Origin of the sequence: Nonomuraea sp. NPDC049400 (assembly GCF_044466425.1) — a bacterium.
GTDB lineage: Bacteria > Actinomycetota > Actinomycetes > Streptosporangiales > Streptosporangiaceae > Nonomuraea.
Map to the genome: position 1 here is coordinate 147,152 of NZ_JBITMP010000006.1, position 25,494 is coordinate 172,645.

Consider the following 25,494-nt stretch of genomic DNA (forward strand, 5'->3'; position numbering starts at 1 on the left):
ACCATGGTTCGGCTGCCGGCCTACACGCCGATGCTGGCCCAGCTCGGCTCACTCAACTCCGTCCAGGGCGCCGGCTGGGCCGTGGAGATGAAATGGGACGGCGTACGCGCCCTCGCCTACATCGACGACGGCGCCGTCCGCCTGATGTCGCGCAACAACAAGGACATCACCCCCGCCTACCCCGAGCTCCAGCTCATGGCCGGCGCCACCGGCGGGCACGCGGCCGTGATCGACGGGGAGATCGTGGCGTTCGACGAGACCGGGCGGCCCAGCTTCGAGGCGCTGCAGCCCCGGATGCACCAGCGCAACCCCGCGGCGATCGCGGAGCTGACCAGGTCGGTCCCGGTGACGTACATGGCGTTCGACATCCTGCACCTCGACGACGACAGCACCGTCTCCCGCCCCTACACCCAGCGCAGGGAGCTGCTCGAGACCACGTTCACGCCCGGCTACCGGTGGGAGGTGCCGGTGTGGTTCGCCGACCACGCCGGGCTCGCGTTCGACTCCTCCAGGCAGCTGGGGCTCGAAGGGGTCGTGTGCAAGCGGATGGGCTCGCCGTACCGGCCGGGCAGGCGCAGCGCCGACTGGACGAAGGTCAAGAACGTGCGCACCGTCGAGGTCGTGGTCGGCGGATGGAAGCCCGGGGGCGGGCGGCGGTCCGGGATGATCGGGTCGCTGCTGCTCGGCGCGTACGACCCCCAGGGCCGGCTGCGGTACGTCGGGCACGTCGGCACCGGGTTCACCGAGGCCGCGCTGCGCGACCTGGGCGAGCGCCTCTCCCAGCTGCGGCGGCCCGACCCGCCGTTCGACGAACCCGTGCCGCGCGAGCACGCCAGGGACGCCCGCTGGGCCGAGCCGCGCCTGGTCGGCGAGGTGCAGTACGCCGAGGTCACCGGCGACGGCCGGCTGCGCCACCCGTCCTGGCGCGGGGTACGACCCGATCGCGAGCCGCACGAGGCCACCACGGCGGAGATCCTGCCGGGCCGCGACACCGACACGGCAGCTGGCTGACCGCCGCGCGGACACGTCACGCTCTCGCGCACGGCGGCGGCCACCAGGACGACACGCACCACTCAATTACTTTTCGACTCCAGGGCGTGACTTAGAGTCATCGCTGTGTCGAAGACTTTGATCACCACGCTGATCACGCTGGCCGGCACCGCGCTCCCGATGCCCGCGGCCGCCGCCGAGCCGCCGCCGCCCGCGACGCCGGCCACGGTAAGTTCCTGGGGCGCCGCGTCGTCCCCGCTGATGCACCCCGGCCAGGCCGTGCGTTACTGGACCGCGAGCAAGCAGGCCAAGGCCAGCGGCGCGGACCTGCCGAAGACCCTGCGCAAGCCGGTTCCGGCCTCCGCGCGGCGCAACGTGCCGTCCGGCAAGCGGCTCACCCCCGGCGGAGACGGCAACGGCTACGCCCGCGTGCGCCGCCCGTACAGCGGCTCGGCGGCCAGCAGGATCACCGGCCGGCTGTTCTACGTCAACGCGAGCGGGAAGGACGACGCCTGCACCGCCTCCGTCGTGCGCTCCGCGGCCAAGGTGCTCGTCGTCACCGCGGCCCACTGCGTGTTCGGGGTGCCGATGGGCTCCTCGGCCGGCCGGTGGCACTCGAACTTCGCGTTCGTGCCCGCGTACGACGGGCGGGCGAGAACTGTGCGGCAGCGCGAGCCGTACGGGCGGTGGGGCGCCCGGCGGGCGTGGAAGCCCGCCGGCTACACCGGACTGAGCGGCGGCGACTGGAACTCGATCTACGACGTCGCCCTCCTCGAGGTCGGCAAGAAGAACGACCGCACGCTCCAGGACGCGGTCGGCGCCTTCACCCCGATGCTCAACCAGGGCCTCCGGCACACCATCGCCACCTCGGGCTATCCCGGCGTGTCCGGGAGGAGACCGTACGACGGCAGGGACCAGCTCTGGTGCCTGGGCAAGGCCACGCCGGCCGGCGGGATCATCGACGGCGCTCTCTACACTGCCTCCGGCAGCGCCCCCGTGCCTGAGGACGGGCGGATCGAGACGTACAACTGCCATCTGTTCAGGGGCCACAGCGGCGGCCCGTGGCTGATCAAAGGCACCCGCGACCTGGTCGGCGTGCTGTCGGCGGGCACCGAGGACGGCGAGGACGGCGGCTTCTCCGTCGCCAACGCCCTCAACGCCGAGAGCTACGGCGCCATCGTGAAGAAGGCCGACCCTGGCGGCGTGTACGACGCGCTGTCCATCAGCGCCGCGGGCCCGAAGACCCCGGTCAAGCCCGGCGGCACCGCCCTCGTCACGGCCACCGTGGCCCTGCGCGGGCTGACGTCCGCCGCGCGGGTGCCCGTCACGTTCACCCTGCCGAAAGGCACGAGCCTGTCCTCGGTGGAGGGAGCCTCCTGCAAGCAGGCCGGCCAGCAGGCCAGCTGCACGATCGCCACCGTCCGCCCCGGCGCCCCGGTCCGGCTCTCGGCCCGCGTCCAGGTCTCCCGCGACGCCGGCGCCTCACCGCGCATCACCGCCCACGTCGGGTCCACCGGCCTCGACCCGTCCCAGACCGACAACACCAGCACGATCTCGCTCCCGACCGCCCCCGCGTCCGGCAGCCTTTGACCGCCTGGTCACGGCCGCGGTCGGGCGGCAGGCTCAACAGCGGGCTCCTTCAGCGTCCGCGCCAGCAACCAGGCCAGCGCCGGGAAGGCGATCAAGCACGCCAGCGCCGTCCTCAGGGTGGTGGCCTCCGCGAGCGCCCCCACCAGCGGGCTGGTCAGGCCGCCCACGCTCACCGCCAGTCCCAGCGTCACGCCGCCCGCCGTGCCCACCCGGGTGGGCAGGAAGTCCTGACCCAGCGTGACGTGCAAGGAGAACGGGACATACAGCGCGATCGAGGAGGCCGCGACGAAGGCGTACGCGATGGGGCCGGGCGCGAGCACCACGCCCGCGACCGCCGGGACGGCCAGCGCGTAGGCCAGGCGCATCGTGCGCACCCTCCCCCAGCGGGCCGCCAGCCTGCCGCCCAGCACGGTCCCCGCCGCCCCGCCCGCGAACAGCACGAACAGCGCCACCGCGCCCGCCGCGCCGCCTCCCATGAACAGGGCCACGAAGGCGCTCAGCCCGACGTACACGATCGAGCGGAAGACGATCACCAGCGTCAGCCTGACGAACGACGGCCAGTCGTCCCTGCCGGACACCGGCGCCGCGCCCCGCGCCGCCTGCCCTCCCCCGGCCAGCGCCAGGACCGCCGGGAGCGTCGCCACCGCCCCCACCACCGCCGGCACCGCGAGGAACGGCGAGGCACCCAGCCCCCACCCCGCCAGCAACGGCGTCACCAGCACGGGAGCCGACGCGAAGCCCAGCGTCCCGCCCATCGAGAACCAGCTCATCCGCACATGACTGCCCTCGCTCGCGATCCTGGCCAGCCGCGCCGACTCCGGATGGTAGGCCGCCACGCCCAGACCGGACAGCGCCACGGCCAGCCAGGTCAGCGCGTACGAGTCCGTCACGCCGCCGAGCGCCACCCCGGCGCCCGCCACGACCATGCTCAACGGGATCAGCCACGGCATCCGCCACCGGTCGGTCAGCATGCCGAACAACGGCTGCACGATCGACGACAGCAGCGTCGCGGCCAGCACGATGCCGGAGACCGCGACGTACCCGTAGCCGCGCCCGGCCACCAGGAACGGCACGAGCGCGGGCACGGCGCCCTGGTAGAAGTCCACGGCCGCGTGGCCGGCGGCGAGCATGGGGATCCTGTTCACGCTCCGATCATTTCCCGGCTGCGGCTGGCTCGCTTCCGATAAAATGACAACCCATGCCGCAAATCCGCCACCTTTCCGAGGCCCCCACGGGACGGCGGCCGCTCGCGCCCGGAGCGGGCATCGACGCGCACCGGCACGACACCCACCAGATCGTGTACGCCTGCCGCGGCGTGCTCTCCGTCACCACCGGCGCGGGCACGTGGGTGGCCCCGGCGAACCGCGCGATCTGGATCCCGGCCGGCACGGTCCACGAGCACCGCGCCCACGGCGACACCGACCTGCGCCTGGTGGGCCTCACCGGCAACCCCCTCGGCCTCGACCGCCCGGCCGTCCTCGCCGTCGGCCCGCTGCTGCGCGAGCTGATCATCGCCTACACGGCGGACGCCGGACGGGACCCACGCTCCACCGTCCCGCCTCATCCCGCCGACGCGCGCGGCGGCGATCATGCAGCCGGTGCCCGACGCGGCGGCGAGCGCAGCGGTGGCGGCGACGGCGGGGAGCGGGAGCGGTTGTGGGCGGTGCTGCTCGATCAGCTCAGACGGGCGCCCGAGCAGCCGCTCCACCTGCCCACCGCCCAGGACCCCCGCCTGGCCGCCGTCTGCGCGATCCTGCACCGCGATCCCGCCGACGGCAGGACCCTCGCCCAGCTGGCCGGCCAGGTGGGCACCAGCGACCGGACACTGGCCAGGCTGTGCCGGCGCGAGCTGGGCATGAGCTTCCCGCAGTGGCGCACCCAGCTCCGCCTGCACCGCGCGCTCCTGCTCCTCGCCGACGGCGTCCCCGTGACCACCGTGGCCCACCGGTGCGGCTGGGCGTCGGCGAGCGCGTTCATCGACGTGTTCAGGCGGGCGTTCGGGTACACCCCGGGCAAGGCCTTTACATTGTAGATTCGCTACAATGGGCTCCCGTGAGCAAATCGAAAGGCAAGGGCGGCACTCCGGCCACCATGGCGCTGACCAAGGCCAAGGCCGAGTTCACGCTCCACCCCTACGAGCACGACGCCGCGGCGCAGGCCTACGGCGAGGAGGCGGCGGACGCGCTCGGCGTGCCGTATGAGCGGATCTTCAAGACGCTCGTGGCCGAGGTGGAGAGCGGCCTGGCGGTGGCGGTCGTGCCCGTGTCGGGCAAGCTCGACCTCAAGGCCCTGGCCGGCGCGCTCAACAGCAAGCGGGCCGCCATGGCCGACGCCGCCAAGGTGGAGCGGGTGACCGGCTACGTGGTGGGCGGCATCAGCCCGCTGGGCCAGCGCAAGCAGCTCCCCACGGTCGTCGACTCCTCGGCGCTCGACTTCGAGACGATCTACTTCTCGGCCGGGAAGCGCGGCCTGCAGATCGAGACCGCCCCCGACAACCTCATCACGCTCACCAGGGCCGTCACCGCCCCCATCGGCAAGGCCGGCTGAGCCCCTGCTCGGCTTCTAGTGCCTTCGCGGCGGCCACTCGAGCTCCGGTTCCAGTGGTGCCTGGCCCACCAGCCACTTGAAGAGCCGGTGCCGCCGGAAGAAGGGGCGCTCGCCCCGTCTCCGCTCACCCCGTCCGTCCCGGGCCTCGCGCCGCCTCTCCTCCTCCAGCAGCTTCTCCAGCCCGGGCGTGAAGCCGCCGCCGAAGCGGGACATGTCCGGCCCGGGAAAGCCCCTGGGCTCGACGCGCCGCAGCGCGGACCCCATCGAGTCCACCCAGATCGGCCCCGGCAGCGACGCGCCCTGCACCGACCCGTAGTAGCGGTCCCCGATCTGCACGCCCTGCAGCGGGAACCGGTACGAGCCCCGGATGTCCCCGACGCTGACCGCCGCCGCCAGCGCGGGCGTGTAACCGGCGAACCAGGCCGAGGTGTAGCCGTTGTTGGTGCCCGTCTTCCCGGCGGCGGGCCGGTCGATGCCCTGCCCCTGCATCGTGCCCTTGGTGAACACGCCCTGCAGCACGTAGTTGACCGCGTCCGCGACCTCCTCCTCGAGGGCCCGCTCGCACGCCGGCGGCACGTGCGTACGCCGCCCGTCCCTGCCGATGATCTCCACGATGGCCAGCGGCCGGCAGTAGACCCCCCTGGCCGCGAAGGTCGCGAACGCCGCCGCCACCGTCACCGGGTCCATCTCGTTGACGCCCAGCGTGAACGTCGGCACCTCCTTCAGCGGCTGCCCGTCCGCCCGGGTGATGCCGAGCGCCTTGGCCGTGCGCACCACGTTGCAGAGCCCGACCTTGCGCTCCAGCATCATGTAGAAGATGTTCACCGACTTCCAGGTGCCGGTCTCGATGCTGTGCGGGCCGCCCGAGCCCTCGCCGCTGGCGTTGAGAACGCGGGCGTCCGGGTCGTTGACGGGCCGTCCCGAGCAGTCGCGGTAGCCCTGCGCGGGCACGAGCGCGCCCGGCGTCATGAAGCCGTCGTTGAAGCGCCACCCCTGCTTGAGCGCCGTGGCCAGGGTGAACACCTTGAACGTCGACCCGGCCTGGAAGCCCTGCCCCCCGCCGTGCGCCACGTCCGCGGCCAGGTTGAAGGTGGTCTTGGGGCCGTTCTTCCGGTCGCCCGGGTTGCGGCCGAACCGTTTGCTGGCGGCGATCGCCCTGACCCGCCCGGTCCGCGGCTCCACCATGGCCTCGGCGGCCACCTCGGTGTCCTCGGGCGAGACGTAGCGGCGGATGGCCTGCTCGGCGGCGCGCTGCGCGATCGGGTCGAGGCTGGTCCTGATCACCAGGCCGCCCCTGGCCATCCTGGTCCGCCGCTCGGCCGCCGTGTTGCCGAACACCGGGTTGGACAGGAGCTCCCGCTGCACGTACAGGCAGTAGAACGGGTACGCGCTCTGCTCGCACCCGCCAGGCTCTGGCTTGAGCCTGATGTCGAGCGGCGCAGCCTTGGCGCGCGCCGCCTCCTCCTGGCTGATCAGCTTCAGCCCGGCCATGCGGTCGAGCACGAGGTCGCGCCGCATCTTCAGGCGCGCCCGGTGCGCCGGGCCGAGCGAGGGATCGGTCGAGAACGGCATGCGCACCGCGCCCGCCAGCGTGGCCGCCTGGGTCAGCGTCAGCCTGGAGGCCGACGTGGAGAAGAAGCGCCTGGCCGCCGCCTGGACGCCGTGCGCTCCCGCGCCGAAGTAGGCGATGTTGAGGTAGCGCTCCAGGATCTCGTCCTTGCGGTACTTCTTCTCCAGGGCCAGCGCGAGCCGCAGCTCAGTGATCTTGCGGGCCAGGTTCGGGGCGCGGGCCCTGTCGCGCTCGGCCTCGGTGCGGGCGCTCTCGACCAGGATGTTCTTCACGAGCTGCTGCGTCAGGGACGAGCCACCCTGCCTGATGCCGCCGGCCTGGGTGTTGGTGAGCAGCGCGCGGAGCGTGCCCCTGACGTCGAGGCCGCCGTGCTCGTAGAAGCGGGCGTCCTCGATGGCCACGATCGCCCGGCGCATCACCGGCGCGACGGCACTGAGCGGGACGGCTGTCCTGTTCGCCTCGTAGAACTGGGCGAACGGCCGGCCGTCCTTGTCCAGCAGCCTGGTCACCTGCGCCAGCGGCTCCTCGCGCGGCGCGGGCGGCAGTTCGATGAAGGTGTTCGCGACGTTCTTGGCGGCCATGCCGCCCCCGCTGACCACGGGCGCGGCCAGTGCCGCGGTCAGCACGCCACCGAGCGCCCCCGCCAACGCGAGTGCGCCGACGGATCTGAGTACGGTCACGTACCTTGATGTGCGACGTCCGGATCCGTGCCAAACGACCGCTTGTCACCTGTTTACCGTTGCCTGCGGGACCCTTACCGCTGGCGGCGGATGTGCAGGCCGAGCGACGCGAACTGCTCGAACGGCCGGTGGTAACCGCGTTCGATGTGGTGCACGCCGCGCAGTGTGGACGGGCCGTCGGCCACCGCGGCCGCCAGCACGGCCGAGAACCCGGCCCTGATGTCGGGCAGCGTCACGTCGGCCCCCTTGAGCTTGGACACGCCGCGCACGACCGCCGAGTGCCTGGCGTTGGTGTCGTGGTAGCGGCAGGCGGGGCCGCCCAGGCACTGATCGAACACCTCGATCTCGCAGCCCATCTTCTGCAGCGCGGGAACGTACACCAGGCGGTTCTCGAAGACCGTCTCGTGCAGCACCGACATGCCCTGGCTCTGCGTGAACAGCACCATGAGCGGCGTCTGCCAGTCCGTCATGAACCCAGGGTGGGTGTCGGTCTGCACGGCCGCCGAGCGCAGCCCCTCCGGCGGCGCGGTGGCGCACAGGTACTCGTCGTTGATGTCGAACTGGGCGCCCATCCTGGCCAGCGTGGTGATCGCAGTGACCAGGCGGTCCTGCGGGCAGCCGTGCACGCGCACCTCTCCCCCGGTGACCAGCCCCGCCGCCAGGTACGAGAACGCCTCGATGCGGTCACCGGTCAGCCAGGTGGATGCGCCGCGCAGCCGTTCGACGCCCTCGATGACGATCCTGCGGTCAGGCGAGAGCTCGATCCTGGCCCCCATCCGCTGCAGGAACAGCGCCAGCTCCACGACCTCGGGCTCCATCGCGGCGTTCTTCAGCACCGTCTTGCCCTCGGCCAGCACGGCCGACATCAGGACCGTCTCCGTGGCGCCCACGCTCGGGTACGGCAGCTCGATCCTGGTGCCGTGGAGCCGACCGGCCTTGGCGAAGATGCCGGTGTCGCCCACCTCCACCTCGGCCCCCATCGCGCGCAGGGCCTCCACGTGGAAGTTCACCGGCCGCCGCCCGATCGGGTCGCCGCCGACCAGCGGGACGAACGCCTCCCCCGCCAGGTGCAGCAGGGGGCCGAGCATGAGGATGGGGATGCGGTTGAGCCCTGTGAAGGCGTCCGGCACCCTCGGCTCGATCTCCCGGCCACGCTCGATCCTGATCTCCGTACGGGAGATCTCGACGTTGATGCCGAGCGCCCGCAACATGGCGGCCGTGATCTCCACCTCGCCCACCTCGGGGGCGTTGTGGATGCTGCTCTCGCTGCCGCCAAGCATGGCGGCGACCATGTGCTTGGAGACTCCGTTCTTGGAGCCGCGTACTTGGACGTCCCCCCGGAGCGGGCCGGAGGGTTCTATCAACCAGACCTCTTCTTGCATCACGAAGCGAGCCTAGCCGGGGGATACCATCGAGCTGATTCAGACGTACATGTGAGGGGGAGTGGCGTGGCGAGGGAAGTGCGCGCTTTTGCGGTAACTGTCCTCACACTCGCCACTCTCGGAGCCGCCGCCGGACTGCTCTGGTCGGGGCTCGCGCCACGGGCTCCGTACCAGGTCACGGAGCAGGGGACGGTGCTGGCCGACCCGTCGACCCAGGCGCTGATCGCGGCCGACGGCTGGTTCGCGGTGATCACCGGCGGGCTCGGACTGCTGTGCGGCGGGGTCGGGTGGTTCATCGGGCGGCGATGGATGTTGCCGGTGCTTCTCGGGCTCTGCGCTGGCGGGGTGCTGGGCGCGATGCTGACGTTGTGGGTCGGGTCGACGTTCACCATCGGCGCGGTCGTGATCGAGGCCGCCGCCCAACCCGGCGCCAAGGTCGTCCCCGGGGCGCTGAAGCTGACCGCCTCAGGGGTGCTGGTCTCCTGGCCGCTGCTCGCGGTGGGGCTGTTCGCGCTGCTGGAGGGCATGCACGGCTATCGGGAGTCCTCCCTCCGCCACCCGTACGGCGACCCGCCCGAGCCCCTCTGACCACCAGGCCGGCAGCCCCCTCACTGAGCCGTGACACGGGGAGGGAGAGCTAGAGCGGCGGATGGCGGAGACCGTACCCGGTGGCCTGCTCGAACGCACGGGCCACGCGCAGCACCCTGGCGTCCTCGAACGGCCTGCCCACGATCTGCACCCCCACCGGCAGCCCGTCGGAGGTGAACCCGGCAGGCACGGACGCAGCCGGGGCGTGCAGCACGCTGATCCAGTAGGCCGAGCGCATCCAGGCGAGGTAGTCGGGCATCTTCTCCCCGTTGACCTCCTCGACGTAGGGCTGCTCGACCGGGAACGGCGGCACCTGGCTGACCGGCGCGATCAGCACGTCGTAGGTGTCGAAGAACGCGGCCATCCGCTGGTAGAGGCGGCTGCGCGCCTGCTCGGCCCTGGCCAGGTCGGCGCCGGTGACCTTGCGGCCCTGCTCGACGTTCCACTTGGTGTTGGGGCCGAGCCCGGTCAGGTCGCCGAAGGACAGCGTGTAGTTCCATGCCCGGTAGGTCCTGAACGCGTCCTCCGCCTCCGACAGGTCCAGTTCCACCTGCTCGACACGCGCGCCCAGCCGCTCGAACACCGTCGGCGCCGTCGCGGTGACCTCCGCCGTCCTCGGGTCCACCGGCAGCCCGCCGAGATCCGGGCTCCACGCCACCCGCAGGCCCGCCACGCCCTCCTCGGGCTCCGGGGCGAAGACCTCCTTGATCGAGTAAGGGGAGCGCCGGTCGAACCCCGCGATGGCCCCGAACATCAGCGTGACGTCCTCGACCGTCCGCGCCATCGGCCCCTGCACGGACAGGGTGTACCAGGCGGCGGTGTCGGACGGGTGGGGGACGCGCCCGGGAGTGGGGCGCAGGCCGACCACGTTGCAGAACGACGCGGGATTACGCAGGGAGCCGCCCATGTCGGACCCGTCGGCCAGCGGGACCATGCCCGTGGCCAGGGCCACCGCGGCGCCCCCGCTGCTGCCTCCGGCGGACCTGGACAGGTCGTAGGGGTTCCTGGTGGCGCCGAACACCTCGTTGACGGTGTGGGAGCCGGTGCCGAACTCCGGGGTGTTGGTCTTGCCCATGGTGATGGCCCCGGCGGCGCGGAGCCGCTGGACGATCACCTCGTCCCGGGTGGGAACGTTGTCGGCGAAGAGCGGCGAGCCGTAGGTGGTGCGGATGCCGGCCGTGTCGACGAGGTCCTTGTGCGCGACGGGTAGTCCGTGCAGCGCCCCGGCCGGTTCCCGCTCGTCGGCCGCCTCGGCCGCCTGGAGTGCCTGCTCGGCGACCAGGGTCACGATGGCGTTGACGTGCGGGTTGACCTGCTCGATGCGGTCGAGGTGGGCTTGGACGACCTCTACGGCGCTCACCTGCCTGGTCCTGATCAGGTGTGCCAGCTCGGTCGCGCTCAGGTAGTGGAGTTCGCTCACCCTTGTGATCCTGCCCCACGAGCTGCGGGGCGGCGAGGGTTGCCCAGCCCTCCGGCTCGTGTGTCCGGGGCCGCCGCGTGTCCTCCCCTCCGCTGGAGCAGGATGAGCAGCCCCGTGACGGTGAGCGTGCAGGCCAGGATGACGAGCTCCACGGAGAACTGGCTGATCTTGATCGGGAACGTCCTGTTGGCGATGTGGAAGCCGAGGTGCACGCCGACCGCCATCCACACCGTTCCGGTACGCGCCCGCGCCGCCCCGCAGGCGAAGCCGAGGCCGGCCGCGTGCACGATGTAGAGCAGGCGTTCGGCGAGCGTGTCGGCCCCGCTCTTGGAGAAGATGTGCATCGCGCCGAAGGCCACAGCCGTCACGATCAGCACGGCCCTCGGCGACAACCGGCCCGACAACGTGTCGAACAGGTGCCCGCGCCACAACAACTCCTCGGGGAACGCCTGCCCCAGCAGGAGTATGGCGATCATTAACGGGAGAGCGGACAGCTGAGGGAGGACCACGTCGTCCGGCGCCCAGGTGGCCACGCCGAACGCCACCGACAGCGCGCCGGCGGCGACGACCGCGACAGCACCCGCCAGAACCCCCGCCAGCAGGTGCGGCGCCGCCCGCCACGACCGAGTGAGGCCGACACCTCGCCATGGCTGGCGGCCGAGGAATCGGCGGATCAGATAGACGAAGCCGAGCGAGGCCAGCGTGATCCCGACCACGCCCACCGGCTCGTAAAAGGGGTTGCTCTCGTCGAAGAGCAGCATCGTGGGAAGGGCGCCGAGGAACACCTGCGCGAACATGGCGGCGATGGTGATCAGGACGGCCCAGACAGGGTGGGTGGCTTTCATGGATCGCCACGTTAGGTAGCCCGGCGGCCTTCGCACATCGGACCGTGGACGGAACCCGTCATGACCTTCGTCATGGGTACTCAGGGAGGATCACAACACGCGCGCGGCAAATTAATGTCGGAGCCATGCTGCGTCGTCTGGCCTGGCTGCGTGACTCCGACCGGCCCATGCTGTTCAACGTCGTCTTCTGGGTGGTGCTCGCCGCCACCGGGGTCGTCGCGTACGCGGCCGAGCCCGGGACCCCGCCATGGGCCACGCCGTTCGCCGTCAACCTGGCGCTGGTGGCCGCGCTGTGGCTGCCGCTGCCCTGGCGGCGCACCGGCGGATGGCGGCGGCCCCTGCCGATAGCGTTCCTGCTGGCGACGTTCGCGCTGGGGTACACCGGCTCGGCCGAGGTCCACCAGCTGCTGGGGCTCTTGGCCATCGCCAACGTGGCGTTCGTCCACAGTGTGCGGACCGCCGCCGTAGTCATCGGGTGCATGACGGGCACGATGTTCGTCACGATGGTGGTGTCCGGCCGCAGCCCGTTGGATGCCACCGTGCAGATCGTCGCCATCATCGTCTTCGCCTCGTTCGTGCTGGGCATGGCGTCGGCCGTGCTGGAGGCGCGGCGCAGGCGGGCGGAGGCGCAGCGGCTGCTGGCCCGGGTCAGGGAGCTGACGGTCGCCCAGGAGCGGGCGCGGATGGGCGCGGAGATGCACGACTCCATCGGCCACCACCTGACGGTGGTCAAGCTGAGCCTGGAGAACGCCGAACGTTTCCGCACGCGCCGCCCCGAGGCCGCCTGGGACGAGGTGCGCCAGGCGAAGGAGCTGACCGTGGCGGCGCTGGCCGACGCCCGCCGCTGGGTCCGCGCACTGCGCCCGCTGGCGCTGGAAGGGCGCGTCGGCGGCGCGGCGCTCGAACGGCTCGCGGCGTCGTTCGACGGCACAGGGCTCGCGGTGTCCTTCGAGGTGGTGGGCGGTGAGCCGCCCCTGGAGCCCGACGTGGAGCTGGTGCTCTACCGCGTGCTGCAGGAGGGCCTGACCAACGCCGTCCGGCACGCGGACGCCCGCCACGTGACCGGCACGCTCGCCTTCGACGGCGAACGCGTCGTCCTGGTGGTCGCCGACGACGGCAGGGGCCGCGACCGCGACGCGCGCGGCGGATTCGGCCTGCACTCGCTGGCGGAGCGCGCCCGCGCCGTGGGCGGCACCCTGATCGCGGGCGATCGGCCGGGCGGCGGATTCGAGGTGCGGGCGGAGCTCCCCATCCGGGCGAAGGTGGCGACATGAGCGATCAGTGTGAAAGCCGCGGCCGGAGCGAGCCACGCAAACGCCCCGACCGAAGCGATCCAGGCGAAGGTGGCGACGTGCGCGCGATCAAGGTGCTGCTGGTCGACGATCAGGAGCTGATACGCCAAGGGCTGCGCAAGATGCTGGAGATCGAGGACGGCATCGAGGTGGTGGGCGAGGCCGCCGACGGCGAGGAGGCGCTGCCGGCGGTCGCGGCGTGCCACCCGGACGTGGCGCTGGTGGACGCCAGGATGCCGAGGATGGACGGCGTCGAGCTCATCTCCCGCCTGTCCGCCCGGCACCCCGACGTGGCCGCGATCGTGCTCAGCACCTTCGACGAGGACGACTACATCTTCGGCGCGCTGCGCGGCGGCGCCGTCGGCTACCTCCTCAAGGACTGCACGCCGCACGAGCTGGTCGACGCCGTCCGCCGGGCCGGTCGCGGGGAGACGGTGCTGGCGTCTCCCGTGGCCGCGCGCCTGGTCGCCGAGCTCCGCCGGACCCCGGCCGCACCGAGCGTGCCGCGGGAGGGGGAGCGGTTGTCGGCCCGCGAGGCGCAGGTGGCCGGGCTGATCGCCACAGGCGCCTCCAACCGGGAGATCGCGGCCCGGCTGCTCATCACCGAGGGCACGGTGAAGAACCACGTCTCCAGCCTGCTGCGCAAGTACGGCCTCCGCGACCGCACCCGCCTCGCCCTCCACCTCAAACACGACCCTGGGCCGTGACGCCCGCCGTCCCGCGCACCGCTGCGCCGGGTCGACTTCCCCGTGCGTGGCCCCAGCAGGACCGTTCGACGGGCCCCGGGAACGGCCGACCGGCCGAGACGCCGCGTCAGGCGCCCACGCAGGCAGGGCCGAGACGCGCGTCAGGCGCCCAGGCAAGCAGGGCCGAGACCCCGCATCAGGCGCCCACGCAGGCGGGGCCGAGACTCCGCGTCAGGCGCCCAGGCAGGCGGGGCCGAGGAGCTGCTTCAGGTCGCCCATCAGCGCAGGCGAGGGCGTCACGCGCAGCCGGTCGTCGACGCGCATCACCGTCGTCTTGGGCCCGTTGTGCACCTGAAGGTGCACCTCCGACGTGCCCGGATGCGTGGTGAGGATCTCCTTCAAGCGGCCCACGACGGGCGGCGTGCAGCGGGCCAGCGGCAGGCTGACCAGCAGCGGCCCGCCCGCCTCCTGCGTCAGGTCGGGCGCCGTCACCTCCATGGCGATGATCTTGGCGACGTCCTCCCGCTTGTCGATCCGCCCCTTGACGAAGACGATCGCGTCCTCGGCCAGGATCGTCGAGCACAGCTGGTAAGCCGACGGGAAGATCATCACCTCGATCGAGCCCTCGAGGTCCTCCAGCTGGGTCAGCACCCAGGTGTCACCCTTCTTGGTGACCTTGCGCTGCACCCCGCTCAGGATCCCGCCCACGGTCACGACCTGCCCGTCGGCCCGGCTCTCGTCCTGGACCGCCGCGATCGAGCAGTCGGCGCCCGCCGCGAGGATGTGCTCCACGCCGAACAGCGGGTGGTCGGACACGTAGAGGCCGAGCATCTCCCGTTCGAACTGCAGGAGTGTGTTCTTGTCCCACTCCCCCACCGGGATCTGCACGTCGAAGGTCTGGTCCTCGCCCCCGTCGATCGCCCCGAACAGGGAGTCCTGGCCGATGGCCTCGTTCTTCTTGATGTCGATGATCGCGTCGACGGCCTGCTCGTGCACCAGGACCAGGCCCTTGCGCACGTGGCCCAGCGAGTCGAACGCGCCCGCCTTGATCAGCGACTCGATGACCCGCTTGTTGCAGACGATGGCCGGGACCTTGCGCAGGAAGTCCTTGAACTCGGCGAAGCGGCCCTTCTCCTGGCGCGCCTTCAGGATGCCGTCGACGACGTTGCCGCCGACGTTGCGGACGGCCGACAGGCCGAAGCGGATGTCGGTGCCGCGCGGCGTGAAGTCGAAGTCGGAGTCGTTGACGTCCGGCGGGAAGACCTTGATGCCCATGCGGCGGCACTCGTTGAGGTAGAGGGCCGACTTGTCCTTGTCGTCCTTCACCGACGAGAGCAGCGCGGCCATGTAGGCGGCCGGGTAGTTGGCCTTGAGGTAGGCGGTCCAGTAGGAGACCAGGCCGTAGCCGGCGGTGTGGGCCTTGTTGAAGGCGTAGTCGGAGAACGGCAGCAGGATGTCCCACAGCGCCTTGATGGCCGCCGCCGAGAAGCCGTTGTCCTGCATGCCCTTCTCGAAGAACTCGAACTGCTTGTCCAGCTCGGACTTCTTCTTCTTGCCCATCGCGCGCCGCAGCAGGTCGGCGCCGCCCAGCGAGTAGCCGGCGACCTTCTGCGCGATGGCCATGACCTGCTCCTGATAGACGATCAGGCCGTAGGTCGTGTCGAGGATCTCCCTCAGCGGCTCCTCGAGCTCGGGGTGGATCGGGGTGATCTCCTGCTGGCCGTTCTTGCGCAGCGCGTAGTTGGTGTGGGAGTTGGCGCCCATCGGGCCGGGGCGGTAGAGGGCGAGGGCGGCGGAGATGTCCTCGAAGTTGTCGGGGCGCATGAGCCGCAGCAGCGAGCGCATGCCGCCGCCGTCGAGCTGGAAGATGCCCAGCGTGTCGCCCCTGGCCAGCAGCTCGTAGGACTTGCGGTCGTCGAGCGGCAGCTTCAGCAGGTCGATCTGCTCGCCGGTCGTGGACTCGATCATCTTCACGCAGTCGTCGATGATCGTGAGGTTGCGCAGGCCCAGGAAGTCCATCTTCAGCAGGCCGAGCGTCTCGCAGGTCGGGTAGTCGAACTGCGTGATGATCGCGCCGTCGGAGTCGCGGCGCATGATCGGGATGTAGTCGGTCAGCACCTCGGCCGACATGATCACGCCGGCGGCGTGCACGCCGGTCTGCCTGATCAGGCCCTCCAGGCCCTTGCCGAGGTCCATCGTCGCCTTGACGTCGACGTCCTCCTCGTAGAGCTTGCGCAGCTCGCCCGCCTCGGCGTGGCGGGGGTGATCCTTGTCGAAGATGCCCGACAGCGGGATGTCCTTGCCCATGACGGCGGGCGGGAACGCCTTGGAGACCCGGTCGCCCAGCGCGTAGGGATAGCCCAGGACGCGGCCGGCGTCCTTGATGGCGGCCTTCGCCTTGATGGTGCCGAACGTGGCGATCATGGCGACCTTGTCGGCGCCCCACTTCTCGGTCACGTAGCGGATCACGTCGCCGCGCCTGCGCTCGTCGAAGTCGATGTCGACGTCGGGCATGGACACGCGCTCGGGGTTGAGGAAGCGCTCGAAGATCAGGCCGTGCGGGATCGGGTCGAGGTCGGTGATGCCCAGCGCGTACGCCACCAGCGAGCCGGCGGCGGAGCCACGGCCGGGGCCGACGCGGATGCCGTTGTTCTTCGCCCACATGATGAAGTCGGCGACCACGAGGAAGTAGCTCGGGAAGCCCATCTGGATGATGACGCCCAGCTCGTTCTCCGCCCAGGCGCGGTGCTCCTCGTCGACGCCCTCGGGGAAGCGCCGCTCGAGGCCCTTCCAGACCTCCTGGCGGAAGAACTGCTCCTCGGTCATGCCGTCGGGGATGGGGAAGGTCGGCATGAGGTTCTTGTGCTGGAAGAACCCCTCAGGGTCGACCCTCTCGGCGACGAGCAGCGTGTTGCGGCAGCCCTCGGCCCACAGGTCGGAGGAGTCGACCGCGCGCATCTCGTCGGCGGTCTTGATGTAGTAGCCGCTGCCGTCGAAGCGGAAGCGGTCGGGGTCGGACAGCTGCTTGCCGGTCTGGATGCACAGCAGGGCGTCGTGGGAGGCGGCGTCGGACTCGTAGGTGTAGTGCGAGTCGTTGGTGACCAGCGGCGGGATGCCGAGCTCCTTGCTGATCCTGGTCAGCCCGTCGCGGACCCTGCGCTCGATGTCGAGCCCGTGGTCCATGATCTCCAGGAAGTAGTTGTCCTTGCCGAAGATCTCCTGGAACTTCGCGGCGGCCTTGACCGCCTCGTCGTACTGGCCGAGCCGCAGCCTCGTCTGCACCTCGCCCGACGGGCAGCCGGTGGTGGCCATCAGGCCGTCGGCGTGCTCGGCGAGGATCTCGGCGTCCATCCGCGCCCATTTGCGGACGAACCCCTCGGTGTAGGCGCGCGAGCTGAGCTTCATCAGGTTGTGCAGGCCCGTCTTGTTGCGCGCCCAGATCGTCATGTGGGTGTAGTAGCCACCCGCCGAGACGTCGTCCCTCTTCTGGTGCGGCTCGCCCCACAGCACCGGCTTCTTGTTGTGGCGCAGCTCCGGCGCGACGTAGGCCTCGATCCCGATGATCGGCTTGATCCCGGCGCCCGTGGCCTGCTTGAAGAAGTCGTACGCGCCGTGCATGTTGCCGTGGTCGGTGATCGCGATCGCGGGCATGCCCAGCTCGTCGACCTTCTTGAACATCTGCTTGAGCCGGGCGGCCCCGTCCAGCATCGAGTATTCGGTGTGCACGTGCAGATGGACGAACGACTCGCTGGACGACATGGAGCGGCGCCTCCCGGTCTCGATGTGGTTGTGCGCTCCGACTCTAGTGGTCCGGACCGACATCCCGGAGCAGGTGGCGTGCACGTCTCCGACCGGCGCGCCGGAAGCCTCGCGACCAGCAGCGCGGATATCGTCGTACTCACTGTAAGTAGTTGAGGAGACACTCGGTGCGCACGCAGACCGACGAGGGATACCGGCACGCGCTCGGCAACCGCCAGGTCCAGATGATCGCCATCGGCGGGGCGATCGGTGTCGGGCTGTTCCTCGGTTCAGGGGGCCGGCTGGCCGCCGCGGGGCCCGCCCTGGTGCTCTCGTACGCCGCCGCCGGGATCGCCGCCTTCTTCGTCATGCGGGCGCTCGGCGAGCTCGTGCTCTACCGCCCCGTGTCGGGGTCGTTCGTCGAGTACGCGGGCGAGCTCATCGGCCCGTGGGCGGCGTTCGCCAGCGGCTGGATGTACTGGCTCAACTGGGCGTTCACCGGCATCGCCGAGCTGACCGCCATCGCCGCCTACATCCATTACTGGGCGCCCGCGTTCCCGCAGTGGCTCACGGCGCTCATCGCCCTGGGCTCGGTCCTGTCGGTCAACCTGCTGTCGGTGCGGCTCTTCGGCGAGCTGGAGTTCTGGTTCGCCATGCTCAAGGTCCTGGCGATCACCGTCTTCCTGGTCGTCGGCCTGGTGCTGGTGGTGTTCACGGTCGGCCAGGCGAGCCCGCACAACCTCGTCGCCCACGGCGGTTTCTTCCCCAAGGGCTTCCCGATGGTGCTGATGAGCCTGCAGTCGGTGGTGTTCGCGTACGCGTCGATCGAGCTGGTCGGCATCGCGGCGGGCGAGACGGCCAGGCCGCACCAGGTCATGCCGAAGGCGATCAACGGCGTCGTGTGGCGCATCGCGGTCTTCTACGTGGGATCGGTGGCGCTGCTGGGGATGGTCCTGCCGTGGACCGCCTACCACGCGGGCGTCTCGCCGTTCGTGACGGTCTTCTCGGGCCTCGGCGTCCCGTGGGCCGCCGACGCGATGAACCTCGTGGTGATCACCGCCGCGCTCTCGTCCTGCAACTCCGGCCTGTACGCCACGGGCCGCATCCTGCGCTCGATGGCCATGAAACAGGAGGCGCCCGGGTTCGCGGGCACCCTCAGCTCCCGGTTCGTCCCGCTCGGCGGCATCCTGTTCACGGCGGTCATGTTCCTGGCCGGGGTGGCGCTGTTCTACTTCCTGCCCGAGCGGGCCTTCAACATCGCCACGGCCGTCGCCTCCCTCGGCGTGATCACGACCTGGGGCGTGCTGGTCTACTGCCAGATGCGGCTGCGCAGGTCGGGGCACCGGTCGGTGTTCCCGATGCCGGGCACCCCGTACACCAACTGGCTCACGCTGGCGTTCCTGGCGCTGGTCGTGCTGCTGATGCCCTTCGCCGACGAGGACCAGCGGGTCGCGTTCTTCCTCATCCCCGCGCTTGTCGTGGCCATCGCCCTCGGCTGGCAGGTGGTCAACCGCCGCCGCGCCCGCGACGGGACGTCGTCGATCACCTGACTGGGTAGTCTCGATGTCGCTGACACGGAGCAGCCACACGGGGGGAGGCCGCACTGGACGAGGCGACACTGCAGAGACCGGAACGGGCGCGGAAACCAGCGGGGCGAGGGCGAGGGATCATCCAGACCGCGGCGGCGGCAGCCGCCGGCATCGCCCTCGCCCTGGCGTGCTTACCTCTGGGCGTCTTCCCCAAGCTGGCCTGCGCGGTCCTGGACGCGGGCTGCCCGGCCGCACAGGAGCCGGACGGGCGGCTGCCGCAGGCGACCCGCCTGACACCCGTGCAGGTGGCGCAGAGCGGCATGTACGTGGCGCTCGGCGACTCCTACTCCTCCGGCGAGGGCGTCTACGACCTCGACAAGAAGCCCGTCAACGACGGCGCCGACCGCTGCCACCGGGCGTCGGGCTCGTACGTGCCGCTGGTGGCGCAGACCTACCGCTTCGGCGGCGGCACCGCCTTCTACGCCTGCAGCGGCGCCACCACCGGCCAGCTCCTGTCCGGCCAGCACGGCCAGCCGCCCCAGATCACCCGCGTGGGCCCCTCCGCCAGCCTGGTGACGCTGAGCATCGGCGGCAACGACGCCGGCTTCACGAAGGTGCTCACGGGCTGCATCATCAAGCTGCCGTGGTCGTCGGCGTGCGTCGAGCAGGACGCCGCCGTCGCCCGCCGCATCGAGGAGCTGCGGCCCAGCGTGCTCAAGGTGCTGCGCGAGCTGCGGGTGCGCGCGCCGAACGCGCGCATCATCGTCCTCGGCTACCCGCGGCCGTTCCCCGAGGAGCCGGTGGAGAGCGTCGACAACCTCAGCGCGGCCGACCAGAGCTGGCTCAACGAGGTGACACGCCGGCTCAACGCCGCGGTGGGGTCGGTGGTGGCCGACTTCGACCGCGCGATCGCGGCGTTCGGGGCGCCGGGGAGCGTGGAGTACGTGGACGCGTACGAGGCGTTCGCGGGGCACGAGGTGGGGCGGCCCCAGCCGTACCTGAACGGGTTGAACATGAACATGGAGGAGCTCACCGTCAACGCCCGCAGCTACCACCCGACGGGCGACGGCTACCGCCGCTTCGCGGAGCTCATCACCAAGCAGATCGCCGCCGGCCCCGGCCGGCCCATGAACAACTTCCTCCTGGCCACCCCCTGACCCGGGGGTCACCGGTCTGAGCGTTCCTCCGCCAGGTGGAGGCCCGCCTCGATGACGGCGTTCATGATGGGCGCGAGCCGGGCCTCCCCCAGCGACGGCGCCCGGAGCGCCATCCGGGCCACGAGCGCGCGCTCCCGGGCGAGGTCGCGCCCCGCGAACCCGCCGACCGGCTTGATCCGCTGCACGATGCCCGCCAGCGCCGCCCGCCGCTCGAGCAGCGTGGCCAGGGCGGCGTCCACCCGGTCGATCGCCTGCCGGCACTCCGGCAACGTGGCGGGCGACTCCGGCCGCACCAGCGCCCCGACGACCGTCACGGCCTCCTCGGCCACCCGCAGCGCCGACGCACCGGTCCCGTCCAGGACGAGGCCGTCGGCGCCCGCCGCCACCGCCGCGGCCGACAGCCCCACGTCATGGGACACATCGGCGAGCACGGGACGCCCCGAGGCGGCGCGGGCCGCGCGCATCAGCCCCAGGTCCAGCGGGCCGCCCTCACACAGGATCACCCGCCCGTCGCCCGCGTCCGCGCAGTAGTCGGCCAGCCCCAGCCACTCCTCCATGGAGGCCGACGCCCGCCGCTCCACCACCACCGGCAACCCCAGCCCGGCGGCGGCGCGTACCAGCGGGATGTCGCGCGTCCACGACGAGCCCACCACCACCGCGTCGGCCCTGGAGGCGATCGCCGGCAGGTCGGCGGCCGAGTACGGCTCCACCAGCGTGGCGTGCTCTCCCAGCGCCTCATGCGCGTCCACCTGCCCGTGGCGCGCCCGCAGACTGACCCGTCCGCCGATCACCACGGCGGGTCCCTCGCCCACGAGCAGGTCGCCCACCGCCACAGAGTGCCGTTCCAAGGTCGATGACATCCTCGACTCCCCAACTCGGGCCGGCCCCCGGAAGCCGGCGAGAAAACCAAAAAGGCAGAGACGGGTGTCTCTGCCTCGTGCCGGCTCCAGGTGGTCGCTAGCTGACGACCGGCTCTCCCGGAGCCGGCTCGGTAAACGCGTAGCGACAAGTCATGTCTGAAACCCTACACCCATGCCTCCACCTGCTGCGCGGCACATTCCACATGGCGGGCTGACCTTCAAGCGAGTCGCCGTTGATCCCTCGCTATGGGAGTATTTCTTGGCCAGGAGGAGGGTTTGAGGCCGTTGATGTCGGATCGCAAGCAGGACGGACGCCGCATCGCCGGCCGCTACCAGCTGCAGGAACCCATCGGCAGGGGCGGAATGGGCATCGTCTGGCGTGCCTATGACGAGCTCCTCGACCGCACGGTCGCGGTCAAGGAGGTCAGGTACGCCGCCGCCCTGGGCGAGGAAGTGCAGCTGCTGAACCGGCGCACAATGCGCGAGGCGAGGGCGGCGGCGAGGTTCGAGCATCCCAACGTGATCGTCGTGCACGACGTGATCGAGGAGGACGACCGGCCCTGGATCGTCATGCAGCTCGTCCAGTCACGTTCGCTGGGCGCGGTGATCAAGGCGGACGGGCCGCTGCAGCACAAGCGGGTGGCCGAGATCGGCCTGGCCGTGCTGGACGCGCTGCACCGCGCCCACGAGGCGGGCGTCCTGCACCGCGACGTCAAACCCGAGAACGTGCTGCTGGCCGACGACGGCCGCGTCGTGCTCACCGACTTCGGCATCGCCACGCTCGAGACCGAGACACAGCTCACCGTGACGGGACTGGCCGGCACGCCGGCGTTCATCGCGCCCGAGCGGCTCAAAGGGCTGCCCGCCCGGCGCGAGTCGGACCTGTGGTCATTAGGCGCCACGCTGTACACGGCCGTGGAGGGCCGCTCTCCCCACGAGCGGGGGATGGCCCTGGCCACCATGCACGCGGTGCTGACCGACGAGCCCGACCCCATGCCGCACGCGGGCCCGCTCACCGACGTGATCAGCGGGCTGCTGCGGAAGGAGCCGGTGCAGCGGCTCACCTATGAGGAGGCGCAGCGGATGCTGCGCCAGGTCATCGCGCAGGCGAGCCCGCCGCCGACCATGCAGTTCCCCGCGCCTGAGACGGTGCGCGTGCCCACCCCGTTCCGCAAGACCGCACCGCCGCCGCCACCGCCGCCGCCCGCCAAGGAGCCCTCCCAGGACCGGGCGCGCCCGTACGGCGAGCCGCGCACCTATGGCAAGCCGCGCACGTACGGCAAGCCGCGTCCGGCGCCCGTCGAGGACGACACCCCCACCGATCCGCACGCGTCCCGGTCCTCGGCCTCGGCCTCGGCACCGGTGCCGGCGCCGGCCGCCCCCGAGACCGGCTCGCGGATCACCCCCGCGCCGACCGTGGACCCGGCGCCTCCCGCCGAGTCCACGATGGACGCGGCCAAGCCGGACCGGCTGCGGGCCGGGCCGGTCGTCGCAGCGGGCGTGGCGGTCGTGCTGGTCGCCGCGGTCGGCGGCTACCTCGGCCTTAGCTCCGCCCCGGAGGACAGCACGCCGGACAAGGACAAGTCCCAGGCCGCGGTCGTCACGGCGAGCCCTTCGCCGGCCTCGCCGAGCGCGTCCCAGCCGCCGCCGACGGCCACTCCCACGGTGTCGCCCACGGTGTCCCCCACGGTGTCCCCCACGCAGAGCCCGTCCCCCAAGAAGCCGGAGGACGCGCTGCCCAAGGGCTGGAAGATGTACAAGGACAAGAAGCTCGGCTTCTCCGTCGGCCTGCCCAAGGGCTGGGACGTGCTGACCCGCGACGACAATCAGGTCAGGTTCAGGGGCCCGGGCGCGGCTTCCAACGCGTACCTCATGATCGAGGATGGCGGTAAGTCCGACGCCGACCCGTACAAGGACTGGAAGAAGCAGGAGCCGAAACTCAACAACGTCTTCGGCGGCTACAAGAAACTCGGCATCCACCGGGTCGACTACCAGAAGGCCGCCGCCGACTGGGACTTCACCTGGCGGACCAACACCGGCCTGACCCGCGTGCGCAACCGGGGCTTCATCACCGACAACGGCAGGGCGTACGCGATCTACTGGCACACGCTGAAGAGCCACTGGAAGAAGGACTACGACTTCTTCGAGGGCTTCTGCGCCACCTTCAAACCGGCGAAGTAGGCTTCACGGCGTGGAACGGCAGGTCAGCAACCGGTATCGCCTCATCGAGCCGCTCGGCGAGGGCGGGATGGGCGTGGTCTGGCGTGCCTACGACGAGCTGCTCGACCGTACGGTGGCGATCAAGGAGGTCCGCTACACGGGCGTCGGCGACGCCAAGCGGGCCGAGCTCAACCGCAGGACCATCAGGGAGGCCAGGGCGGCGGGCCGCCTCGACCACCCGTCGGTGATCGTCATCCACGACGTCGTCGAGGAGGACGGCCGGCCGTGGATCGTGATGCAGCTCGTGCGCTCGCGCTCGCTGGCCGAGGTGCTGCGCGAGCAGGGGCCGCTCACGGTGGGGCAGGCCGCGGTGATCGGCGGGCGGGTGCTGGACGCCCTGCGCGCCGCGCACGCCACCGGGGTGCTGCACCGCGACGTGAAGCCGGAGAACGTGCTGCTGGCCGACGACGGCCGGGTCGTCCTGACCGACTTCGGCATCGCCTCGCTGGAGGCCGAAGGGGGGCTGACGGCGACCGGCGGGCTGGTGGGCACGCCCGCGTACATGCCTCCAGAGCGGCTGAACGGCGAGCCCGCCCGGCCGGAGTCGGACCTGTGGTCGCTGGGGGCGACGCTGTACGCGGCCGTCGAGGGCGAGCCGCCGTTCAAGCGCGACTCGTGGGCGGCGACGGTGGCGGCGGTGCTGCGCGACGTGCCCAGGCCGCCGGCGCGGGCGGGCGCGCTGGAGCCGGTCATCATGGGGTTGCTGCACAGGGACCCGGCCGGGCGGATGCCCGCCGACGAGGCCTCGAGGATCCTGTACGAGGTCGCCGCCGCCCGTCCCGCGCCCGGCGGCGGCCCCCACCCGCCGGGCGGCGCCCAGAGCCACGCGAGCGGCGGGACGGCCGCCTGGCACGCGACGGCCGACAGCGCGCCGCGCCCCACGCTCGCCTCGCGCGCCAGGCGTGGCAAGGCGCTGTGGATCGGCCTGCCCGCCGCCGTGGCCGCCGTGGCGGTGCTGGGCACGGGCGGCGTCCTGCTCTCCGACCGCTGGACGGGCGCCCCCACGACGACCAGCCCCGAGCCGACCGGCAGCCCTGCGCCCTCGGTCACCCCGCAGACCGCGAAGGCGACGCCCGCCGGCGAACCCACGGTCGCGGTGCCCGCCGGCTGGCGGACTTTCACCAGCGCGGCGGGCCGCTTCTCGATCGCCATGCCCCGGCAGTGGCAGGCGACCAAGCACCCCCAGAGGGACAGCATCACTTTCAAAGGTCCCGGCACCTCCGGGGCGATGATGGTCGAGTGGACCGTTCCTGAGGTCGCGTGGCGGGACCCGGCGCGGCAGTGGCTGGCGCTGGAGAAGGAGATCCAGGCCAAGGGCCAGTTCGCGAGATACACCCGCATCGGCATCGACCGCACCAGATATCTCGGTCTGCAGGCCGCCGACTGGGAGTTCACGCGGGTACGCGACGGCGTGCTGATCCACGTGATCAACCGCGGCTTCCGCACCTCCGACGGCCGCCCGTACGCCCTCTACTGGGAGACGCCCGACTCCCGCTGGAGCGCCGACAGGCGCTACTTCGAGACGTTCGCGAAGACGTTCAGACCCGCATGAAGGAGCAGGCGCACTTCTGGCGGCATCCGGCGGTGCCGGGCACCGACCTGCTCAAGGCCCGCTACGTCACCCACCGCTTCACCCGGCACGTGCACGACGGCTACGCCATCGGCGTGATCGTCAGGGGCGTCGAGGAGTTCGACTACCGCGGCACCCTGCTGCGCGCGGGCGCGGGCGAGGTGGTGCTGGTCAACCCCGACTCCGCGCACACCGGCCAGGCGGGCACGCCGGACGGCTGGTCGTACCGCATGCTCTACCCGTCGATCGACGCCCTGGCCGGGATCGCCGCCGAGCTGGGCGCGCCCTACGCGACGCCGCACTTCCCCGAACAGGTCGTGCGCGACGACGCGGTGGCGGCGCTGCTGGCCAGGGCGCACCAGGCGGCCGAGCGCGGCGACGCGCTGGCCGCCTCGACCCTGAGCCGCACGCTGTTCGCCCGGCTGGTCACCCGCCACGCGACTCCCCGCCCTGCCGCGGTCCTGCCCGCCGGGGGCGCGCGGGCCGTGCGGGAGGCGCTCGATCTGCTGCACGAGAGCCTCCTCGACCCGCCGACGCTGGAGGACCTGGCCGGCGCGGTGGGCGCGCGGCCGTTCGCGCTGCTGCGGGCCTTCAAGGCCGTGACGGGCCTGCCGCCGCACGCCTACCTCACCTCGCTCCGGGTACGCCAGGCGCGCCGCCTCCTCCAGTCCGGGGTACGCCCCGCGCAGGTGGCCGCCGAGGTGGGCTTCACCGACCAGGCCCACCTCAACCGGCATTTCAAGCGCATCGTGGGCGTGCCGCCCGCCGCCTACCAGCGTGCTGCAGGAACGTACAAGACCGGCGCTTCCCCCATCTCCTAGCCTCTTGCG

Annotated in this window: 19 protein-coding genes; 12 read left to right on the forward strand and 7 right to left on the reverse strand. The window is 71.6% G+C overall.

Annotation, left to right across the window (positions count from 1 at the left end; translation table 11 throughout):
• The first annotated feature begins 3 nt into the window (after positions 1 to 3).
• Both ligD and ACIBVN_RS10705 read left to right on the forward strand, forming a co-directional pair.
• On the forward strand, positions 4 to 1,011 hold the full coding sequence (gene ligD, locus ACIBVN_RS10700) for a non-homologous end-joining DNA ligase (RefSeq protein ID WP_397134870.1): 1,008 nt from the start codon (positions 4 to 6) through the stop codon (positions 1,009 to 1,011).
• 105 nt (positions 1,012 to 1,116) lie between these two features.
• Positions 1,117 to 2,580: a trypsin-like peptidase domain-containing protein gene (locus ACIBVN_RS10705; protein WP_397134872.1), complete on the forward strand. Its 1,464-nt coding sequence runs from the start codon at positions 1,117 to 1,119 to the stop codon at positions 2,578 to 2,580.
• Positions 2,581 to 2,588: 8 nt separating this feature from the next.
• Here the strand turns inward: ACIBVN_RS10705 and ACIBVN_RS10710 are convergent, their stop codons facing one another.
• Complete coding sequence (locus ACIBVN_RS10710; RefSeq protein WP_397134874.1) at positions 2,589 to 3,725, reverse strand: MFS transporter; 1,137 nt, start codon at positions 3,723 to 3,725, stop codon at positions 2,589 to 2,591.
• Positions 3,726 to 3,778: 53 nt separating this feature from the next.
• On the opposite strand from ACIBVN_RS10710, the gene ACIBVN_RS10715 reads away from it, so the two are divergent.
• Entirely contained in the window at positions 3,779 to 4,612 is an 834-nt protein-coding gene (locus tag ACIBVN_RS10715; protein WP_397134876.1) for an AraC family transcriptional regulator, read from the forward strand.
• Positions 4,613 to 4,671: 59 nt separating this feature from the next.
• The gene (gene ybaK, locus ACIBVN_RS10720) at positions 4,672 to 5,127 is read left to right on the forward strand and encodes a Cys-tRNA(Pro) deacylase (protein ID WP_397135306.1); all 456 of its coding nucleotides are present in this window, start codon (positions 4,672 to 4,674) and stop codon (positions 5,125 to 5,127) included.
• A gap of 15 nt (positions 5,128 to 5,142) precedes the next feature.
• On the opposite strand, the gene ACIBVN_RS10725 is transcribed toward ybaK, so the two are convergent.
• Both ACIBVN_RS10725 and murA read right to left on the reverse strand, forming a co-directional pair.
• Positions 5,143 to 7,377: a transglycosylase domain-containing protein gene (locus ACIBVN_RS10725; protein ID WP_397134878.1), complete on the reverse strand. Its 2,235-nt coding sequence runs from the start codon at positions 7,375 to 7,377 to the stop codon at positions 5,143 to 5,145.
• A 74-nt stretch (positions 7,378 to 7,451) separates the two neighbouring features.
• On the reverse strand, positions 7,452 to 8,759 hold the full coding sequence (murA, locus tag ACIBVN_RS10730; RefSeq protein WP_349448255.1) for a UDP-N-acetylglucosamine 1-carboxyvinyltransferase: 1,308 nt from the start codon (positions 8,757 to 8,759) through the stop codon (positions 7,452 to 7,454).
• A 66-nt stretch (positions 8,760 to 8,825) separates the two neighbouring features.
• On the opposite strand from murA, the gene ACIBVN_RS10735 reads away from it, so the two are divergent.
• Positions 8,826 to 9,347 (forward strand): hypothetical protein, encoded by a 522-nt coding sequence (locus ACIBVN_RS10735; RefSeq protein ID WP_397134880.1) that lies wholly within the window; start codon positions 8,826 to 8,828, stop codon positions 9,345 to 9,347.
• Between the two features lie 49 nt (positions 9,348 to 9,396).
• Here ACIBVN_RS10735 and ACIBVN_RS10740 read toward each other — a convergent pair whose 3' ends face one another.
• The gene (locus ACIBVN_RS10740) at positions 9,397 to 10,767 is read right to left on the reverse strand and encodes an amidase (protein ID WP_397134882.1); all 1,371 of its coding nucleotides are present in this window, start codon (positions 10,765 to 10,767) and stop codon (positions 9,397 to 9,399) included.
• Positions 10,764 to 11,612 (reverse strand): lysostaphin resistance A-like protein, encoded by an 849-nt coding sequence (locus ACIBVN_RS10745; RefSeq protein WP_397134884.1) that lies wholly within the window; start codon positions 11,610 to 11,612, stop codon positions 10,764 to 10,766. The genes ACIBVN_RS10740 and ACIBVN_RS10745 overlap by 4 nt, the downstream gene beginning before the upstream one ends.
• Before the next feature lie 125 nt (positions 11,613 to 11,737).
• Between ACIBVN_RS10745 and ACIBVN_RS10750 the strand changes: the two genes are divergently transcribed.
• Both ACIBVN_RS10750 and ACIBVN_RS10755 read left to right on the forward strand, forming a co-directional pair.
• On the forward strand, positions 11,738 to 12,886 hold the full coding sequence (locus tag ACIBVN_RS10750; protein WP_397134886.1) for a sensor histidine kinase: 1,149 nt from the start codon (positions 11,738 to 11,740) through the stop codon (positions 12,884 to 12,886).
• 77 nt (positions 12,887 to 12,963) lie between these two features.
• Entirely contained in the window at positions 12,964 to 13,611 is a 648-nt protein-coding gene (locus ACIBVN_RS10755; protein WP_397134888.1) for a response regulator, read from the forward strand.
• Between the two features lie 210 nt (positions 13,612 to 13,821).
• On the opposite strand, the gene dnaE is transcribed toward ACIBVN_RS10755, so the two are convergent.
• Positions 13,822 to 17,349: a DNA polymerase III subunit alpha gene (gene dnaE / locus ACIBVN_RS10760; RefSeq protein ID WP_397134890.1), complete on the reverse strand. Its 3,528-nt coding sequence runs from the start codon at positions 17,347 to 17,349 to the stop codon at positions 13,822 to 13,824.
• A gap of 167 nt (positions 17,350 to 17,516) precedes the next feature.
• Between dnaE and ACIBVN_RS10765 the strand changes: the two genes are divergently transcribed.
• Entirely contained in the window at positions 17,517 to 18,878 is a 1,362-nt protein-coding gene (locus tag ACIBVN_RS10765; protein WP_397134892.1) for an amino acid permease, read from the forward strand.
• Between the two features lie 278 nt (positions 18,879 to 19,156).
• On the forward strand, positions 19,157 to 20,014 hold the full coding sequence (locus tag ACIBVN_RS10770; protein ID WP_397134894.1) for an SGNH/GDSL hydrolase family protein: 858 nt from the start codon (positions 19,157 to 19,159) through the stop codon (positions 20,012 to 20,014).
• 8 nt (positions 20,015 to 20,022) lie between these two features.
• Here the strand turns inward: ACIBVN_RS10770 and ACIBVN_RS10775 are convergent, their stop codons facing one another.
• Positions 20,023 to 20,874, reverse strand: coding sequence for a chorismate mutase (locus ACIBVN_RS10775; RefSeq protein ID WP_397134896.1), 852 nt, complete (start codon positions 20,872 to 20,874; stop codon positions 20,023 to 20,025).
• A 288-nt stretch (positions 20,875 to 21,162) separates the two neighbouring features.
• Between ACIBVN_RS10775 and ACIBVN_RS10780 the strand changes: the two genes are divergently transcribed.
• From ACIBVN_RS10780 to ACIBVN_RS10790, 3 genes are read left to right on the forward strand one after another with little or no spacing between them, the layout of a single operon-like run.
• A complete protein-coding gene (locus ACIBVN_RS10780; RefSeq protein ID WP_397134898.1) occupies positions 21,163 to 23,055 on the forward strand; it encodes a serine/threonine-protein kinase in 1,893 nt (630 codons plus the stop codon).
• 10 nt (positions 23,056 to 23,065) lie between these two features.
• Positions 23,066 to 24,646 (forward strand): serine/threonine-protein kinase, encoded by a 1,581-nt coding sequence (locus tag ACIBVN_RS10785; RefSeq protein WP_397134900.1) that lies wholly within the window; start codon positions 23,066 to 23,068, stop codon positions 24,644 to 24,646.
• Positions 24,643 to 25,485 (forward strand): AraC family ligand binding domain-containing protein, encoded by an 843-nt coding sequence (locus tag ACIBVN_RS10790; protein ID WP_397134902.1) that lies wholly within the window; start codon positions 24,643 to 24,645, stop codon positions 25,483 to 25,485. The genes ACIBVN_RS10785 and ACIBVN_RS10790 overlap by 4 nt, the downstream gene beginning before the upstream one ends.
• Positions 25,486 to 25,494 lie beyond the last annotated feature (9 nt).

Excerpts from the sequence above, each read along its gene's own strand:
- ACIBVN_RS10790 (WP_397134902.1), top strand. The coding sequence starts at position 24,643 with ATGAAGGAGCAGGCGCACTTCTGGCGGCATCCGGCGGTGCCGGGCACC.
- murA (WP_349448255.1), bottom strand. The coding sequence starts at position 8,759 with ATGCAAGAAGAGGTCTGGTTGATAGAACCCTCCGGCCCGCTCCGGGGG.
- ACIBVN_RS10715 (WP_397134876.1), top strand. The coding sequence starts at position 3,779 with ATGCCGCAAATCCGCCACCTTTCCGAGGCCCCCACGGGACGGCGGCCG.
- ligD (WP_397134870.1), top strand. The coding sequence starts at position 4 with ATGGTTCGGCTGCCGGCCTACACGCCGATGCTGGCCCAGCTCGGCTCA.
- ACIBVN_RS10745 (WP_397134884.1), bottom strand. The coding sequence starts at position 11,612 with ATGAAAGCCACCCACCCTGTCTGGGCCGTCCTGATCACCATCGCCGCC.
- dnaE (WP_397134890.1), bottom strand. The coding sequence starts at position 17,349 with ATGTCGTCCAGCGAGTCGTTCGTCCATCTGCACGTGCACACCGAATAC.
- ybaK (WP_397135306.1), top strand. The coding sequence starts at position 4,672 with ATGGCGCTGACCAAGGCCAAGGCCGAGTTCACGCTCCACCCCTACGAG.
- ACIBVN_RS10780 (WP_397134898.1), top strand. The coding sequence starts at position 21,163 with ATGTCGGATCGCAAGCAGGACGGACGCCGCATCGCCGGCCGCTACCAG.
- ACIBVN_RS10750 (WP_397134886.1), top strand. The coding sequence starts at position 11,738 with ATGCTGCGTCGTCTGGCCTGGCTGCGTGACTCCGACCGGCCCATGCTG.
- ACIBVN_RS10775 (WP_397134896.1), bottom strand. The coding sequence starts at position 20,874 with ATGTCATCGACCTTGGAACGGCACTCTGTGGCGGTGGGCGACCTGCTC.